The organism is Methanomicrobium sp., from assembly GCF_055145805.1.
Genome location: NZ_JBSREC010000005.1, coordinates 15444 through 33541 on the forward strand (window position 1 = coordinate 15444; position 18098 = coordinate 33541).

At 34.5% G+C, this 18098-nt stretch carries 15 protein-coding genes; all 15 read right to left on the bottom strand.

What is annotated here, in order from left to right; all coding sequences use genetic code 11:
- Positions 1-410: 410 nt before the first annotated feature.
- A complete protein-coding gene (locus tag ACTB1O_RS00305) occupies positions 411-2276 on the bottom strand; it encodes a polysaccharide biosynthesis PFTS motif protein (protein ID WP_462993142.1) in 1866 nt (621 codons plus the stop codon).
- Positions 2277-2461: 185 nt separating this feature from the next.
- Positions 2462-3418: a dTDP-glucose 4,6-dehydratase gene (locus tag ACTB1O_RS00310; RefSeq protein WP_462993143.1), complete on the bottom strand. Its 957-nt coding sequence runs from the start codon at positions 3416-3418 to the stop codon at positions 2462-2464.
- Positions 3406-4404 (bottom strand): polysaccharide biosynthesis protein, encoded by a 999-nt coding sequence (locus ACTB1O_RS00315; RefSeq protein WP_462993144.1) that lies wholly within the window; start codon positions 4402-4404, stop codon positions 3406-3408. The genes ACTB1O_RS00310 and ACTB1O_RS00315 overlap by 13 nt, the downstream gene beginning before the upstream one ends.
- A gap of 201 nt (positions 4405-4605) precedes the next feature.
- Positions 4606-5931: an aminotransferase class III-fold pyridoxal phosphate-dependent enzyme gene (locus tag ACTB1O_RS00320; RefSeq protein WP_462993145.1), complete on the bottom strand. Its 1326-nt coding sequence runs from the start codon at positions 5929-5931 to the stop codon at positions 4606-4608.
- Positions 5928-7211, bottom strand: coding sequence for a GNAT family N-acetyltransferase (locus tag ACTB1O_RS00325; RefSeq protein ID WP_462993146.1), 1284 nt, complete (start codon positions 7209-7211; stop codon positions 5928-5930). The genes ACTB1O_RS00320 and ACTB1O_RS00325 overlap by 4 nt, the downstream gene beginning before the upstream one ends.
- The gene (locus ACTB1O_RS00330) at positions 7202-8122 is read right to left on the bottom strand and encodes an aldo/keto reductase (RefSeq protein ID WP_462993147.1); all 921 of its coding nucleotides are present in this window, start codon (positions 8120-8122) and stop codon (positions 7202-7204) included. Before ACTB1O_RS00330 ends, ACTB1O_RS00325 begins: the two co-directional genes overlap by 10 nt.
- Before the next feature lie 120 nt (positions 8123-8242).
- Positions 8243-9301: a pseudaminic acid synthase gene (gene pseI / locus ACTB1O_RS00335; protein ID WP_462993148.1), complete on the bottom strand. Its 1059-nt coding sequence runs from the start codon at positions 9299-9301 to the stop codon at positions 8243-8245.
- On the bottom strand, positions 9301-9960 hold the full coding sequence (locus tag ACTB1O_RS00340) for an HAD family hydrolase (protein WP_462993149.1): 660 nt from the start codon (positions 9958-9960) through the stop codon (positions 9301-9303). The genes pseI and ACTB1O_RS00340 overlap by 1 nt, the downstream gene beginning before the upstream one ends.
- Positions 9944-10933, bottom strand: coding sequence for an ATP-grasp domain-containing protein (locus tag ACTB1O_RS00345; protein WP_462993150.1), 990 nt, complete (start codon positions 10931-10933; stop codon positions 9944-9946). The genes ACTB1O_RS00340 and ACTB1O_RS00345 overlap by 17 nt, the downstream gene beginning before the upstream one ends.
- Positions 10934-11094: 161 nt before the next feature.
- Positions 11095-11859, bottom strand: coding sequence for a TylF/MycF/NovP-related O-methyltransferase (locus tag ACTB1O_RS00350; RefSeq protein ID WP_462993151.1), 765 nt, complete (start codon positions 11857-11859; stop codon positions 11095-11097).
- Positions 11860-12744: a class I SAM-dependent methyltransferase gene (locus ACTB1O_RS00355; protein ID WP_462993152.1), complete on the bottom strand. Its 885-nt coding sequence runs from the start codon at positions 12742-12744 to the stop codon at positions 11860-11862.
- A 27-nt stretch (positions 12745-12771) separates the two neighbouring features.
- Entirely contained in the window at positions 12772-13851 is a 1080-nt protein-coding gene (gene pseG, locus ACTB1O_RS00360) for a UDP-2,4-diacetamido-2,4,6-trideoxy-beta-L-altropyranose hydrolase (protein WP_462993153.1), read from the bottom strand.
- 75 nt (positions 13852-13926) lie between these two features.
- Positions 13927-15075, bottom strand: coding sequence for a UDP-4-amino-4,6-dideoxy-N-acetyl-beta-L-altrosamine transaminase (gene pseC / locus ACTB1O_RS00365; protein ID WP_462993154.1), 1149 nt, complete (start codon positions 15073-15075; stop codon positions 13927-13929).
- 241 nt (positions 15076-15316) lie between these two features.
- Positions 15317-17158 carry an ABC transporter ATP-binding protein gene (locus ACTB1O_RS00370; protein WP_462993155.1) on the bottom strand — a complete coding sequence of 614 codons (1842 nt, stop codon included), beginning with the start codon at positions 17156-17158 and terminating at the stop codon, positions 15317-15319.
- 141 nt (positions 17159-17299) lie between these two features.
- A partial coding sequence (locus tag ACTB1O_RS00375; RefSeq protein ID WP_462993156.1) for an elongation factor 1-alpha C-terminal domain-related protein occupies positions 17300-18098 on the bottom strand: 799 nt, incomplete at its 5' end.

The window sequence follows — 18098 nt, forward strand, 5'->3', positions numbered from 1 at the left end:
CGTAACACTGTGGAAGTAATCATAAAGAAAAGCGATATTTATTTCATATCTTTACAGTAATGGGAATAGATCATTGAGTATTAAAATCGTCCATTAATGACGAACTGCCTGAGATCTCAAAATGAGGGATATATAATTCTCAAAGATCTACTATAATCTTAATTTTTTAGAGTTATGTACTTCATCTATATAAAAAAAAATTTGAATATTTTGGACTCTGTAGAAAACCTATTCACACTTTTTTAAGTAACATGTTATGAAGAATTATTCTAATTTTGATCTATTTAAACTGATTATAATATTTTCTTGAAAAATATGAATATTTTTTCTACAGTGCAATAATCTCTAAAAAACTCTGCAAAAACAATAAGGTATAAATCATCACCAGATATCAGATTGTTTTGGCAATATTAAATATTATATATTGCTTTTTTTAATCTGTCAATAGCTTTTTGATCCATATATTCATCAATTTCTCCTTTTACATAATCGTCAAGATATGAACCGAATTCTGACTCTTTTACCTCAAATAGCCATTTATTGACAAGTGATCCTAGTTCATCATAATTATGAGCAACCATATCTGGAAATTTATTGAAGTAGTAATTTTCACCAGTATAGTCGCCTTTTACATCATAATATATTGATCTTGTTTTGGAACCTAAGGATTCAGCATGTGTCGAAGTAAAACAGGCAGATATTACTAAATCTGAAACTGAAATCACATCACAACTATAGATATCAGAACTTTCATTTTTTCTTATATATGCACCCCTGGGATGATCTTCAAATTTTTTATAGGTTTGATAAAGATCCTGATGCATCGAAATATCTTTTTTTTCCTTAAAAATTATCCCAATATCATCAAATGTATCCAGTAATTTAAATATTGATTCTGCAAATTTTATTGCATCTTTTTTATGCATAAAACCCCAGTTAACAAAAGCAATATCAAAAACACCTATAATTTTTTTGGGTTTTACACTGAAAAGGTTATTAACATCTAACTTTTTTTTGCATATACCGGATCTAATTTCATTAATTTTTTGTGAATGCAAAACCCCAATTTTTAGATATGAATCGATGTTATTTTTACTTTTTTCAAAATATCTCTTAGTTTTGTCACCATAAACAACCACAAAATCATATTTCATATAACAGAAATAAGTCTGTGCTAGTATTCTTTCATCAAGACCACTATGATAATCATCAGTATAATTATCAGGATAAATAAAAAAATTTATAACACCATTTTGGCTGAAAATAATACATTTTGAACTGGTATCAGGCATTAATATATTAACATATTTTTCAAGAGCGTACCTGTCAAAAAAGACATTCCACTTTATATAATCTGAAAGAATAATTCTTGTCGAGCTGATGAATTCAGGACTTTTAAAAAGGCAACCAAAAAAGCAGCCTGCCCATATAAGCAAAAAACGACTGAAAATATTACTAATTAAGTTTAAACTTAACGGCATTTTTTCATAAACATTATAATTATTTGTGTCTTTTTCATAAGCATCTGAGGCTTCTTTATGGCCATATCTGTCATCAATAAATAGATAGTCTTCCTTTTTTATTCCATACAAGGAATCTATAAGATAATAATAATAATGATAATTTTTACCAAATATTCCGGGCAAATTCGAATTTATTCCCACTTTTATTTTTTTCTTCTCATTTCTGAATTTAATCCCGCCAAAACATTTTACCAAAATATAAAATGGGAAAAAAAGAAGCAAAATTTCTTTTAACTTTTTTCTTAAATTAATTAATCTTAAATGAGATGCCTGATTAATTATTTCAATTTTTTCATGAAGAAGGGAGTTATTACCATATAAAGAGTAATTAAAATTTGAAAAATATTTTACTTTATTAATATCGACAGTAATATGATTGATCATCATTTCTTTATTAAACTGCGATTGTAAATTGTCAATCAAATATCTCTTATAAACCAATTCGATTTCTGATGACGAATATAAAATCCAAAGTAATTTTATTATTCTTTTTTTCCCTACATAGTTCTCATAAATTTGATCAAATTTTTCATGTACTTTCATCTGAGAGATAAAAAGAGTGAAAGGATATTCAAATTCATTAAGATCTCTGAACCCAATATGTTTGAGTGAGTCTATATTTTTTATGGATTTTAAATTAATGCTATTAGATATTTTAAAATAATATACAGTTTTAATATTTTTATTCCCTCTTAAAAAATTTAATGAAAATTTATTTATTTCATCAAAAATTAAAATATTCTTTTCATCCATGTAATAATAACCTTTTTTTAATCAAACATTTTTTTTGCAGTGCCCAGTATTATTTATAGGCACAATATAATTCGATGATCATTTTACTGATTTCCAAAAAAAAGGATGAAAAATTATCCTTTTTTTTATTTATTCAAATTTAAAGCCAATTTTCTTACTAATCTTAGAAAGAAATAGGAAATACTTCATAAAGGTTTTATCATCCCAAAACCATTTTTAATAAAAAAATCCTGTGTCTTATTAATCCCAGTTTTCAAATCAGTTTCAGCCTTCCATCCAAGCAGTCTTTCTGCTTTGGATGAATCACATACCAGCTTTGAAATTTCACTTTGCGGATGTATATGTTCAATATGTTTTATCCTGGATTCATCATGGCATATCATCATAGCCAGATCATTTATGGTAACATCAGTTCCTGTACCGGCATTTATTATCTCTCCATTTGCAGAATCAGACATCGCTGCTCTGACAACAAATTCAGCACAGTCTTCCACATATAAAAGATCGCGGGTTTGCTTTCCATCCCCATAGATATTCAAATCCTCTCCGCCAAGAGTTTTTTCAATAAAAATCGGCACAACTCCCCCTTCGCCTGAAGATTTCTGATATGGACCATAGGTATTAAACGGCCTTATAACCACAACAGGAAGATTATATGCATAATAATAGGATAAGACCATATTTTCTCCTGCAAGTTTTGCACCTGCATAAGGAGAACCAGATTTTGTCCTTGATATTTCAGAGATCTTATCTGATAGTGAAGCAGTGTCATAAACCATACAGGTGCTCATGAATACAATTTTTTTATTATATTCTCTCGCTTTCTCAAGGATATTAAATGTCCCCAAAACATCATTTTCAAATGTTTTTCTGGGATTGTCAATGCTGTCCTGGACAATAATACTGGCTCCAAGATGAATGCATAAATCAACTGAATCATTGAAAACCCTATTGACAGTTGAAATATCCTTTATGTCACCTACAATTATTTCAAGATTCTTATTTCCTGCAAATTCATCAAGATTAGATAAACGCCCGTTTGAAAGATCGTCAAGGACACAAACTGTATGATTTTCTGAAATGAGTCTTTTTACGACCCACCTCCCAATAAAACCTGCACCACCTGTTACTAAAATACGCATATCTTTGCCTCAGTTAAAAGATTTTTTACCTCTTCTTTTGAGAGAGTTTTCATTTCAGAAGAATTTAGAATACCAGTGACTTTTTTGAAATTTAAATCCTCCCTAAGAACAGTGCTACCTATATATGGATAAATTATATACATCTCTTCATTTTCAGTAGATCTTGAAATTTCTTCTTCAGTCATTATCTCTTCATACATTTTCTCCCCCGGTTTTTTTCCAATAATGACTTTTTTAGCATCCCCATATTTTTCTATAAGAACTTCAGCTAGATCATTTACTTTTACAGATGGCATTTTAAAGATGAATATTTCCCCACCCTCTGCCATAATTCCGGTTTTAAGTACCAGATCTATTGCAGTATCCTGTGAGATCATAAAACGGGTCATTTCCGGATCGGTTATTGTAATCTTTTTATTTTCATTAATCTGCTTAATGAACAAAGGAATGACAGAACCACTTGTTCCGATTACATTTCCAAATCTACATGAAGAAAATACTGTTTTTCTTGCGCCATAATCGTTTGCAGCAACCATCACTTTTTCAGCCATAAGTTTGGTAGTACCCATTGTATTAGATGGATTTGCTGCTTTATCCGAACTCGTGTAGATTACTTTTTGGACATTCTGATTAATAGCAGCCTGAACTACATTTGCTGTACCTATAATATTTGTATAAACAGCATCCATTGGATTATATTCACATTCCAGAACATGCTTATAGGATGCAGCATGAAAAACAATATTAACACCCCTGAATGCATATTCAAGCCTTTGTATATCCCTTAAATCACCAAGAAGAAACCGTAGTTTATCTGAATATTCAGTAGAATATTTTTCTCTCAAATTAAATATTCCATTTTCGTTATTATCAAAACACCTGATTACTGCAGGTTCATAATCAAGCAATTTATCAATTAAAGCCTGACCAACGCTTCCTGCAGCACCTGTTATTAAAATTACTTTGCCCTTATAATAATTATCCATACCAGTCTCCGAATTTCAATATAATTTTCAAATCCCCTTCAATCTCTATTGATAAATATTTTAATGGAAAAGAAGATCTGTCTCATTATAAATTCTTATATGAATTATTAGTCATCAAAACATAAAAATTTTCTATTTTCTTAAGATTTTGATTAATCTTTTTTTTAATGATCAATCATATTCTTTTTAAAAAAATAATTTTTATGTTAAACGAGAAAACCCACACCCGGAGGGATTTCCTTTTAATCTGGACTTAATGTCATCTTTTTCTAAATGTAACTGCATTTCTGAAAAAACGTCATTAAAACATTTTAAATAGCGGTTGACATCATCACTGGTATGGGCATACATCGCATAAAATGAAGTCGATGCAAGAAAACCGTTTTCTAACATTAATTGAATGTAATATGCCTTCATCTCCTGCGATAACGGGTTTTTAAAGCTGAAATGACTCAACTGAGGAATCCCTCCAACTTCTATCTCAATTCCTGCGTTTTTAGCCGAATTCATCCATCCTTTCTGAACTTTTGTCCCTATTTCAGTCAGATATTTCCCTGCGTTGACTCTTTTATGCTTTTCTATCATCGCAAGCGCTGCAACCGGCCCTAATCTTTCTGTCCAGTTAGTACTGCTGATAAATGTCGCTTGTGCAGCCTCCATTACCTCTTCTTTTCCAATAACTGCGGCAATTGCATACCCGTTTCCAAGAGCTTTTGAGAAAACAGCTATATCCGGATTAATTCCAAACTTAAGGTGTGCGCCTCCGGTTAAATATCTAAAACCTGATGAGATCTCATCAACAATAAGAACTGCTCCGGTTTTATCTGCTATTTCACGCACACCATCACGGAATTCTCTGGTTGGCTCGTCATTTCTTATTGCTTCAATAACAATTGCGCCCAGATCACTGCCATATTTTTCTGCAATGGCCTCAAGTTCTGCCAGATTATTATAATGAAATGGATGTGCCGTTCCTTCAAGTACTTTGGGAACTCCTGTAGGATCCAGGCCATTCAGGAGATATTCGCCCAGTGCATTCTGTGTACCAAGGTTTGCCGACAGATACCAGTCATGCCATCCGTGATAGCCGCAAAAAGCTACCTTATCCTTCCCGGTTGAAGCTCTCGCAATTCTGACTGCAATAGTCATTGCTTCTCCTCCTGATCTTGCAAAACGGGCCATATCTGCCCAGGGATGAATATCACAAAGGACTTCTGCCAGTTCTACTTCCTCAGGACAGTTAAGTGACGATGCAACACCGTTATCAATTGCATCCTTAACTGCCTGATCAACATCAGGGTCAGCATATCCAAGAACAGTTGCACCGATACCGCCAATACTCATATCAGTATATTTATTCCCGTCCAAATCCCAAATCGTGGTTCCTTTTGCTTTTGAATAATAAGCAGGCCATATTCCTTCTGAAAACTGATCAGGGCGTTTGGATAATAGCTGAGTTCCGCCCGGAATTATTACCTTTGCTTTATTCCATATTTTCATATTATTATCATTTTTTGAATTATTCATAATCTAAGACCACTTTTTTCCAGTTTCATTTGAATGCAATTTTTTTTATTTAATTCATTTTCCAAAGAATTTGATTCCACAAATCCACAGGATTCATAACACTTCCTTGCAGACTTATTTTCAACTTCTACCCCAAGGTATATTATTTTGATTTTTAAGGAGGAAAAAACATATTTACATATTCCCAGACATACTTCTTTACAGATCCCAATCCCCCTCCATTTGGTTTCTCCAATGAGCAGGCCCAGTGTTGCTTCACTTTTCGAGAAATTGACTGGCTCAAGCTTTACATTTCCAATATGCTCATCATTTTCATTTAAGTATATTCCATAAAATAAAACGCTCTTATCAAGATATCTCTCATTGACATATTCCTTAAGGGCTGCAATATCAGTAGATTTTGTCACCAGATATCTTGTAGTATTATTGTCATTCAACCAGCCACAGTACTTTTCAGTAACATCTTCCGGTTTCAATATCCGAAGATATACCCTTTCTAACTTTATAATTTCATTTTTTGCCTGACAAATCAGTGATTTTTCATATCCTTCATTTCTTCTGAAGTTAGAGTTAATACCACCAATATCACATTTATTCTCAATCAAAAAGAGAACATCATTCCATGTGAATTCAGGATTACCGGAGTAAAGGAAAGCATAAACTGTTTTTACAAATTCATAATCCTCGGGTTCATCAACTGTCCATCTCATATCCGAAAGATCTATTGGATTTTTCATACACCCGATTCTAAACATATCAGGATGATTCAATATGAAAGGAGTCACATGCTCTCTCTCAGAAGGAAGTTTTGCCTCTTCACATGCTTTTTCAAGAGCAGAAAATTTCATAATCTCTATATCCAGACCATCAGGATATGTTGGTTCAACTGTATTTGAGGCATAATCATACCCACCTGAAATAAAAAAATCAACCAATTCGTCAGCAATTCCCGGATCAAACAAAGGACAGTCACCTGTCAGACGCATAACATAATCCGAATTAAAAGGCAGGGCTGCATGATAAAATCTATCAAGAACATCATCAAGACTTCCTCTAAAGCATTTGACATTCTTTTCATAACACAGCTTTTCAATCTGATCATCCTCTTTGGATGTACTTGTTGCAACTATCAGATCATCAATTTTTGTTGACCGTCTTATTCGTTCAATCTGTCGGAAAAGCATAGGTTCTCCGAGTATAGGTTTTAATACTTTACCCGGAAGCCTCGTTGAACTCATTCGTGCCTGTAATATTGCGAGAATTATTGTAATCACTTCCACATTGTAGGATTTACAATTTTTTCTGATAAATAAGGTTTAAGCCTTTCATATATATCTTGAATTTCATCAGAAGTCAAAGTTTGCATTGTCAAAAATTTGCCATTCAGAGATGCCTGTTTTTCATTGTCAGCGCCCATTACAACCGGTACATTAAGAGATGCCGCAAAACGCATGCACATCTCCCATGCACCTGTGTTGTACTCCTGAAGTATATCATGCCACTTCAAAGAAGCATCATATGCCTCAGGAAATCTGGCCAATACATCCTCTGGAGACATAAGCAGTAACCCCTGAAGAAAAATACTGCGTATGATAATCAGCTTATTTTTTTTCAAAGCTGATTTTATGATTCCTTCTGTAAATAACTCAGGAGACCACATGTTGCACGGGGCCTGAATAATTTCAATATCCGGATAATCAAGAACATTCCTTACTTCTTCAGATGTATATACGGATACACCCAGATGAATAACCTTTTTTTCTTCTTTCAGTCTGCATAATTCTTCACTCAGGCCTTTATCCCATTCTTTGAGCATGCCATAACTGTGGAGAAGAACTGACCAGAGAGACGAAACCCCGAGATTTTCAAGTGATCTTTTTACAGATAATCCAACCCAGGAATAACTGTCAGATTTATATGAAGGAGATATTTTAGTTTCTATTTTTGAATCCCCAATTAATCCGTAAAATTCAAGTGATCTGCCAAGAACAGATTCACTTTCACCATATCCTGCTGCAGTGTCGAAAGTCCGTGCACCTGCAGCCCATGCGGATTTGATTATTAAATCCGCTTTTTGCTGATCTGGCTTTCCGTCTTTGTTTGCAATACCATAATCCAGTCCAAGCTGCGCTGTTCCTAAGATATACTTGGAGATTTTTTCATTATTCCAGTAAATGTATTGATGAGCCATATTCTCATATTTTCCAAATTTCTTTTTTTAAATAACAAACCAAAATTCTATTAAGGAGCAATAATTAAAAATTTTCGCACCTGCAGACAGATAATAATATGACCGATTAATTAATCTATATCAGCCTATCAAATCCCAGTTCATAGGAGTTCCTTTTTTAACATCACTGTTTACCCGCTTTCCAATAAGCATTGGATAACATTTAGGCTCAAGCCCCAGACCAGGCCTGATACACCTTAAATTTTTTTCAGTCAGGATCTCTCCGGACTTCACATCCTCAGCAATGTACAAAGACCTCCTGAATAAGAGAGAATTCCTTTCAGCCTCACCCGGACCATATGATACTTTCCCAAGCGACTGCCAGGCACGCTCCGTTTCTACAACAAGGCTCTTCATCTCGTCAGGCTCCATTGAAAAAGCACTGTCAACTCCGCCTTCAGCACGGCTTAATGTAAAATGCTTTTCAATTACAGTGGCACCATGCGCAACCGCTGCGACAGATGCACCTATTCCCATAGTATGATCCGAAAGCCCGACTTCACAGTCAAAAAGCGCTCTCATATGAGGAATTGTGAGCACATTGCTATTTTCAGGAGTTGCAGGATATGTACTTGTGCACTTTAGAAAGACAAGATCTTTACATCCGGCATCACGGGCAGTCCGCACAGCCTCATCAATCTCTGCAATGCTGGCCATCCCTGTTGAAATTATCATTGGTTTTCCGGTTTCAGCCACTTTTTTAATAAGTGATAGGTGAACAATTTCAGATGAAGCTATCTTGTATGCCGGAACATTCAGACTTTCAAGAAAATCAACAGCAGTCTCATCAAAAGGAGTTGAGAAGCAGATGAGACCAAGCTCCTCAGCTCTTTTAAATATCGGTTCATGCCATTCCCAAGGGGTATATGCTAGTTTATACAAGTCATAAAGGCTCTTTCCTTTCCAGAGGCTGTTTTCATCACTGATAAAGAATTCATTTTCACCAATGTCAAGGGTTATTGTATCTGCAGTGTATGTCTGAAGCTTTATTGCATGTGCACCGGCTTTCGCGGCTGCTTCAACAATTTCAAAAGCCCTTTCAAGAGACTGATTGTGATTACCTGACATCTCTGCAATGATAAAAGGACTATATGATTTTCCAATTCTACAATTACCAATATTTATACAATTATCATTCATTATATCTCCAAAATAATTTCTTTAAGATGAGACATATCTGAAATTTTATATTGTGCATCAAAATCCGGATCTACTATCATATCTTTATAATCTCCAGTCAACACACGTATCGTATGAACACCCAAAGGATTTAAATTTACAAAGTCTTTTTTAGGATTATCAGCAACGTATACCATTTCAGACCATGAACATTTTTCAAGATTGCGAATCTTTTCAAAACAATATGTAGATGGTTTTGCATAAATCCTCCCATACTGATGTGTTAAATATACTTTTTTAAAATGTCTCCTTATTCCAAGAGCATCAACTTTATTTTTTTGAACTAATTTATGTCCATCTGTCACCAGATATAATGGACTGGACACAAAGTCTAAGAATTCTTTTGCTTCGGGAAAAAGAGATAAAGCTGGTCGATGATAACGATAGATGTTTATACATTTTTTTACTTCTTTCTTGCTATATAGACCATTTAACTCAAGCAGGCGATCAAAAATTTCACCCCTACCTTCTTTTACAAGTATATTTTTCATAATCTGGTAGGAATTATTAGCAGCTATATCATATTTATTCTCCAGATATTGGGCTACCACCAAAAAACCACTTAAAACAAATGTTTTCTCATCGTAAAGAGTATCATCAAGATCAAAAATAATAATCATATTTATAAATATCACATGGAATTCTTATTTGCTTAACTTCACCTTTTATACGCTCAAATGGATATTTTTCCACATCATATCCAAAAGATTCCAACAGAATCCAATAGATAATATCAAGTCCAGCAGCAATTGATGCTGTGGATGCCCCACCAAATCTTGAGTTGCATTCTATAATATGTGGATTTCCTTTATTATCAATGATTGCCTGCATGACAACAGGCCCTCGTAAACTTAAAGACTCAAGTATCTGAACTACCAATGATTCAAGATTATCATCTCTAAATGTTGTAGTTATCTGAGATTCACCGTTCAAAACCCTGTCACGGTTTCTTAAGACAACTCCTTTAATATTATGATCACGATTTGCCCAAGCATCGATGCTAATTTCTTTTCCAGGTATAAATGGTTGAAAGATTGGATTTTCCAGGTTTTTAGAATAAAGAAGAGCCTCTTTTCGATTCATATCTAAACCAATATTTTTGGATCCTGCACCATATCGCTCCTTTACAACATAGGATTTAAATGATAGTTTATCAGGATGATTAAATGATTTAATAAAAGGAAATCCATAAGTTATACCAAACTGGGAGAAAGACAATTTATCAAAACAGAGCTTAACTGATGATTCAGGGGATATAATTACATCAATGCCTGATTGGTAAAACTTAGCAGCATATCGGGCCCAAAATAAAAGTTCCCCATCACGGGTTGGGATAATAATTCCAATTTCCCGCTCCTTACAACCACAGATTATAGAATCTACCTCCTCATCAGTAATATCAGGCATTTTCCAGAATTCATTGGCAATATATCTGGCCAATGCATACTCATCCGAGTCTCCGGCAATTACTTTGATATCAGGATTCACTTTAAATGCAGAACTTTGCACGGCCTGTATTAATGGAATTTTTTTTGAGGCGCTGGTTATAAGAATATTTATCATGGATTTACCATACAATGTTTGTTTCTGCATTTAGAACCCCTCATAATAAGATAGAATTTCAGAAATTCAGGACCCCCATCTGTTAATTCAATATCAGCAAATAAATATTGTTTACATCTGTTATGAAAGGAATAATCATAACATACAAACAGGACTCATTAATTTGATGTAATACAAACTGAGAGCGTTATTTATAGCACTTCAAACCAAGATACCAGTGGATTATTTGGATCCCGCTCTAACTTAATATTTATTGTGCCCAATACTTCCTGAACTGCAATTGTCTCACCAGGAAATTGAGGGCAGTTTAACTCATCAAATGCTACAATAGAGCCTTTGGTGAGTCTTGGGATTAACAATTCAAGACATTCCTTAGTAGGTTTATATAGGTCAAAATCGAAATAAGCAAAAGAAACTATCAATTCAGGATGCTTCTCCAGATAATCCGGAAAAGTTTTGGTTGCATCACCAGCAATTAGTTCCCATTTTCTAATCTGTGGCAGAGGTGAAAGTGCATCATGGTGTTCTAATATATCTTCAAGAGTTCTTTGCCAGTCTTTAGAAACCGCATAATCCCCTTCTTTAACTTTTAATACTTCACACTCTTCCATGTCCTCTTTCATAACATCCGGAAAGCCAGTAAATGTATCAAAACCAATGACTTTTCGAGAGTAATTATATGGCTCATACATGCCCCTAAATGCATTGAACAAAGCTATGTTCTGTCCCCAACGTACACCATATTCAATAATGACACCCGGAACATTGAGAATTCGTGTATAAAGATCATGCATCAATAAAATTCTTGATAAATGCATCCTTTCAATATAAAGACCCATATTTCCTGTCAGTTCATTATCAGGTATAGGGGAATTTCGCAATATCTGAGAGATTTCCAATCTTCTATTCTTATAATTTTGATCTGCAGATGATTTAATTCCATATTTTTTGTCCATTTAAACTCTCCTTTTCGGCATTAAAAATGCTGTTAAGTCCCTTCCAAAACCTATTTTAGCAAGTGCTGACCAGAAATCAATTACATCATCAATTGGTTTTTTATGAATAATATTTTCTAATTGAACTCTGGCTTTGTGGGCAGACTTTCCAAGATCTTTATTGCTTACATAATTTGATCCAGAATGAAATAAATACCAGTCGATTGGAAAATCTGCAAGAACGTCTTTACAGTCCCAACCTGTTGCCTCAGCAATATTTAAGAGACTCTCATAGTTGAAGTAATTCAGATGATCAGGCGGCGTAATCCAAAATTTATTATCTATATGATTATATTCTAAAGCTGATAATTGTGTAATAGAACAATCATTTGGAACAGTTACAACTACCGTACCTTCTGGTGAGATTATTGATCTAAGACATTCAAGCAATTCTATAGGAGCGATAACATGCTCTAAAACATTTTGCAACCAGATTATGTCATAATTTTGACCTTTTTTTATTTCTTCTTTTATAAGATTAAAAATGTCCCCCGTAACAAGATTGCCCAGACATTCAGGATTTTTAGATTTTATTCCTGCAGAACTAAAATCAATCCCCTTTACCGACCATCCTTTTTCTTTGAAAAACGCTAATGAATAACCTTCACCACACCCAACATCAAGAAGTCTTCCGGTTTCAACTCCATTATATCTTTTAATAACTTCTAACCGCTGTTCAAGTTTCACCTGGAAATAGCGTAATTCATCATTAGTATATTCAGATTCATAACTTCCATTTGCCTCCTGGTAGTACTTATCTGCATAATACTTTTCAAGGTCATTTGATGTAGGTTTATCAATTATTTCCCAAAAATCCAAATTGTTTTTTTTTATATTATTATCCATAATTAAACCTCAATAAATTAAATTTTTTTAGGGCATAATAAGTTCAACTACTCTTTTAATCCCTCTTCCATCACATTTCATCATGCAATTAGATGACCATTCAAACAAATAATTGCAATTGATGATCTCACCTATCGAATCACCAATCAATTCATTATTTACTTCTTTTTTATTTCCTACTAAATGAATTAATCTAAGATCATTCAAATTTTTTGCAACAGCACGCTGATTTTCTGCCAATGTTACAACAACAGCAGGAAGACCAAGACATAAACGCTCCCAGCTGGTCGTTCCGGCTGCACCTATTGCAAGATCGGCTTTGACCATTAAGGGTGCCAGTGTCGGAACAGTTCCATGCAGACGTATGTTATCAAATCCAGCAACCAATTCCTGAATTGCTGTTTTATATGAACTATTTTCAACTATTACATCAACATCAATATCCGGACGGTTCAGACTGATAAATGCCGAGAGTGCTCGCCCTGTCAGGTTATCACTGTCAGCACCGCCAAATGAGATGAGAATTCGTTCTATCTTACCTTCTCTCGGAGGAATTCTGTCGTGCAATTCGGCATAAATGGGTTGCAACAGAGCATATTTAGGACCTAACAAAAGTTTACAATTTTCAGGAACCTTTCCAAGGTAACGGTTTTGCATATCTGCAACAAGATTCTGATCCAAAAGCAGATCACAGTCATGATTGCGGTCAGCAAGATCATCTATTACAAAAATCCTTTCAGTAAAAGAGCGAAGAAATTGTTCCCACCTGATATCAAGTCCATAGTGATCAATAATGAGCCAGTCAGGCTGAATGCCAGATTCTCTTATTATTGAGGCGGTATATTCTGCATCGTCTTTCCATCCTACACCAAGCCAATCAGAATACTCAGGATTATTTTCTGCAACAAAAACCTCCCCAAGAACAGGCAACCGGCTTACGATGAATCCTTCTTCTTCAATAAGATTACAAAGATTCCCCTCAAGCTCACGACATATAAAAAGGACATCAGCACCTTTTTCTTTCAAAGCACCAGCAAGAGACAGACATCGCATTACATGACCTGTTCCAATATTTTTTGAAGCATCAGTCCGAAAAACAAACATCATTTCTATCAAATCAGTTTATTAAAATTTAGATTTTACTTGAAACATAACATAAGAGTCATTTATAATTTCAGATTCTTAATAAAACCTTTTAATCTTATCTATAATCCGGATTAAAGAATCAATAACAAAATCAACATCCTCATCACTCATCTTTGGATACAATGGTATCGTAATCTCATTCTCAGAGTACTTCTCAGCTTCCGGGAACATTCCTTCTCTGTACCCATACATCTCCCTATAATATGGTTGCAAATGAACAGGAATATAATGGACCTGGCAGAAAATACCTTTTTCTCTGAGCTTCATAAAAACTCCTTTCCTTGAAATTCCCTTGAGGACAACAGGATAGATATGATATGCATGGCGCGAAGATTCTGAAGGTCTTGGAGGTATGATAATATTAGGATGTTCCATGAAGGCCTCATCATATCTTTTTGCAATCTCATTGCGCCTTTTTATAAAATATTCCAGTTTTGAAAGTTGTGAGATACCCAGAGCACATTGTATATCTGTTATCCGGTTATTATATCCAAGAGACTGCATCTCGTGGTACCACGGACCAACATCTTTTTTGATGAGTTTCTGAGGATCTTTTGTAATACCATGACTTCTGAACAACTTTAGTTTCTCAGCATATTCCTCATTATTTGTGACGATTATTCCACCTTCGCCTGTTGTTATATGCTTTACGGGGTGAAATGAAAACATAGTCATGTCAGCTTCAGAACTGGAAAAGCACCCTTTGTTTTTTGCTCCGAGAGCATGGGCAGCATCCTCTATTATAATTATATCATCATTATCAACAGTATCCTTTATTGCTTTAATATCTACAGGATATCCGGCAAAATCAACAGGTGCAATTACCTTTGTATTACTGCAAACCGAATTTTTTATTTTATTAATATCAATGCAATATGTACAGGGATCTATATCCACAAATACAGGCATTCCATCGCAAAATATGGCAGAATTCGGAGTGGACACAAAAGTAATTGGTGTAGTTATCACCCCACTTCCTTTTTTTACACCCGCAACGGACATTGCAGCATGTAATCCAGAGGTACCTGAATTAAATGCAACTGCATATTTTGCTCCAGTATAGTCTGAAATAAGACTCTCAAATTCCTCTACAACAGGACCCTGAGTAAGCCATTCACTTCTCAATACTTTGATTACTGAATCGACATCATCATCATCAATCCACTGGCACCCGTATTTTATCATATTTCTACCTCAAGATATGCTCAAATTATCTATTTTCAACATCTTGCTCCATATAATAAATTATTCATTTATCTTCAAATGGAATATTATTTGTTGATTAATCAAAAGATAACGAAATTTACATATTCCCACAATAATAACGTTAATTCTTATGCAAGTTCATTTTTTAATTTTTATCATAGATATTCTTTTATGAATAAATTGAATTTCAATTAACATTTAGATATTTGCTAAATTCTCGTTAATTAATTGTGGGAACATCTAAAGAATTTTCAGAAGGCATTTTCTGTTTCTGTCTAAGATACAAATTCCAATATACTCCTTTTAATTCCATCAATTCATTATGAGAACCACTTTCAGCAAGTATTCCGTTTTTCAGCACACAAATTAGATCAGCACCCTGAATCGTTGATAAACGATGAGCAATGGTTATTAAAGTCATATTTTGAGATAGTTTCTCAACAGACTCCATAATCTTCTGCTCGGAAATATTATCCAGAGAACTGGTTGCCTCATCAAGAAGCAAAATTTTGGGTTTTCTTAAAATAATACGTGCAATGGCAATTCTCTGCCTCTGACCACCGGACAGTTTTATTCCCTGATCACCGATAATTGTGTCATATCCCTCTCCTGTTTCCATTATGAAATGATGTGCATCAGCAAGTTTTGCCGCCTCAATAATTTCCTGATCAGTGTAATCCAAGCCAAATCTGATATTCTCCTTAATTGTATCATGATAGACAAAAGTTTCCTGACCGATATAACCTAAATGGCGCAGATAATCAGAATGATCAATATCATTTAAATTTACACCATCCACAAATATTCCACCGGATGAGGGATTATATAAAAGTGCCAGAAGATTTGCAGTCGTTGTTTTCCCGGAACCCGAACTTCCGACAATAGCAACCTTTGTATTTTTATTTATTTCAAGTGATAGATTGTGAATTGTATTTTCTTTTGTATTATCATATCTAAAAGAAAGATAACGAAATTCAATTTTTTTCTCAAACGAAAACTTCAATTTTTTGGATATCCCTGAATTATCCAATAATCGAGATTTGTTCAACTCATTCTCATTCAAAATATTATAGACCAGTTCAAGTGCAGGAAGGTTTTGCACCAGACTGGTTAAATTAGACTGTGCAGCAGTCAAAGAAGGTACAAGACGATATAATGCAAGCATAAATGTCCCGAATATTCCTATATAAGGAATGAAATTGCCACCGGTGAAAAAATACAGGAGTATCCCGCCAAGTGCAATGATTGAGAACATTATAAAATCATTCGCAATGGACGGGATTTTTGACAATGCATTTACATTTAGATATGCTTTTAAGAGCCTGTTTATTGCAGATTCATATTTTTTCTTCCAGACTCCGACTGAACCGGTTATAAACATCGTTTTGATTCCGGATATAAACTCCTGGTAAACAACTGATTTTTCCATCAATGAGCGATTCAGTTCTCCGCTGTTCCTGTAAACACGTGAAAATAGTTGCTGTTTTACAAAAAATGCATATACTGCACCAAGCACTATAACACCAATAGTCAGCCAGAATGAAAGATAAAAGAGAAATAACAGATATAGTAGTGACAATAATGCATTTCTTAAAAGTTCAACAAACTGACTGACAGCCTGACCGGACTCTGTGACTGCTCCCTGACCAATATATAATAAATCCCCCTGCTTTTTTGACGCAAAAAAACTATAGGGTCTGCTCTGTATTGTATCAAAAACCCTTCTGTCTAGTGAATCCCGGACTGTTGCAAAAAGATATGCACCACCATATGCAACTACCGCATAAAATCCTGCAATTATAAGCGTAGTTATTAGAAGCAGAAATGCCGCTGCCAAAAACGGATCAACCGATGAAGGCAGAAGATAATCATAAAAAGCATCCAGTAGTTTTGGCTGGTTTTCAACGCCAAGCCCATAATTAATTATAGGATATACAAGCGAAATTCTGAATACTTCCAAAAAACTCAGAATAATAACAGCTACCAGATAGAAAGCAATTATCTTCTTAAAAGGGCTGAAAAGATAGCGCATTATCTTTACAGAATCACTTATTATCGACATTATTGAGTTAACCTACAGAAAATATGGTAATAATGATACTTTAAACACACGTCATAATTCAGGAAAATGTCTTGAAAATCTACTTATTATTCAGAGATTCTGCATAATATCTTTGAGACATAACTTTTCCCGCCAGACTACTCAATGTATTTCGAGACTATTTGTACATAATATTACAGACACTCCAGAATTAGTAACAATATTACATAATTCTTCAATCCTTTGTGAATATTCAGCAATATTTTCTATAAGATCTTTACAAAGCCCGTCACGCAGTAAATCGTCATCCACGTAGATGCAATGAATACCCTGCATGGAAAGGCGTTCATAATGAGCCTTTGCCTCTTCTTTCTTATCCCCGGAATATTTAATAACACTCGCTTTTACAGATTCACATCCCCTGTCCGGTGATACCTGTCTGTATTTTGATATCATTCCTGCAGCAACAGTCCTGCCTGTAACAGGATCTATTACAATAAAAGAACCCATTATCCTGTTTTTAGAATAAATGTCTGCAAATATCGGACTTTTAAGCTCAATCTTAACTTTACCAATTTCATTTAAATTTAAAAATTCTGCCGGCTTTCTGTGAACATCTTCCGGATCAATCTTGTACCGGACTTGTGTAAAACTACCCCGGACTGTTCGGGTTGTATGCTTGATAAAATAGTCCCTGTCTGTCTGCATGGGTTCTGTATCCATCCAGACAACATTTGCTTCAATACTTCCGGTAATAGCAGGCAGGTTATTCTCCCTTGCAATAACATCCCCGCGGCTGATATCCAGCTCATCCTTAAGGCAGAGCGTTACTGCCATAGGAGAAAATGCATAATCAAGGTCTCCCTCATACGTAACAATCCTTGAGACTTCGCTTGTTTTTCCGGAAGGCAGAACTCTTATCTTATCACCTTTACGGATTACACCTGAGGCTATAGTCCCA

Bases quoted from the DNA above. Each gene is read 5' to 3' on its own strand.
- ACTB1O_RS00305 (WP_462993142.1), bottom strand. From the start codon at position 2,276: ATGGATGAAAAGAATATTTTAATTTTTGATGAAATAAATAAATTTTCA.
- ACTB1O_RS00310 (WP_462993143.1), bottom strand. From the start codon at position 3,418: ATGCGTATTTTAGTAACAGGTGGTGCAGGTTTTATTGGGAGGTGGGTC.
- ACTB1O_RS00315 (WP_462993144.1), bottom strand. From the start codon at position 4,404: ATGGATAATTATTATAAGGGCAAAGTAATTTTAATAACAGGTGCTGCA.
- ACTB1O_RS00320 (WP_462993145.1), bottom strand. From the start codon at position 5,931: ATGAATAATTCAAAAAATGATAATAATATGAAAATATGGAATAAAGCA.
- ACTB1O_RS00330 (WP_462993147.1), bottom strand. From the start codon at position 8,122: ATGGCTCATCAATACATTTACTGGAATAATGAAAAAATCTCCAAGTAT.
- pseI (WP_462993148.1), bottom strand. From the start codon at position 9,301: ATGAATGATAATTGTATAAATATTGGTAATTGTAGAATTGGAAAATCA.
- ACTB1O_RS00340 (WP_462993149.1), bottom strand. From the start codon at position 9,960: ATGATTATTATTTTTGATCTTGATGATACTCTTTACGATGAGAAAACA.
- ACTB1O_RS00345 (WP_462993150.1), bottom strand. From the start codon at position 10,933: ATGCAGAAACAAACATTGTATGGTAAATCCATGATAAATATTCTTATA.
- ACTB1O_RS00350 (WP_462993151.1), bottom strand. From the start codon at position 11,859: ATGGACAAAAAATATGGAATTAAATCATCTGCAGATCAAAATTATAAG.
- ACTB1O_RS00355 (WP_462993152.1), bottom strand. From the start codon at position 12,744: ATGGATAATAATATAAAAAAAAACAATTTGGATTTTTGGGAAATAATT.
- pseG (WP_462993153.1), bottom strand. From the start codon at position 13,851: ATGATGTTTGTTTTTCGGACTGATGCTTCAAAAAATATTGGAACAGGT.
- pseC (WP_462993154.1), bottom strand. From the start codon at position 15,075: ATGATAAAATACGGGTGCCAGTGGATTGATGATGATGATGTCGATTCA.
- ACTB1O_RS00370 (WP_462993155.1), bottom strand. From the start codon at position 17,158: ATGTCGATAATAAGTGATTCTGTAAAGATAATGCGCTATCTTTTCAGC.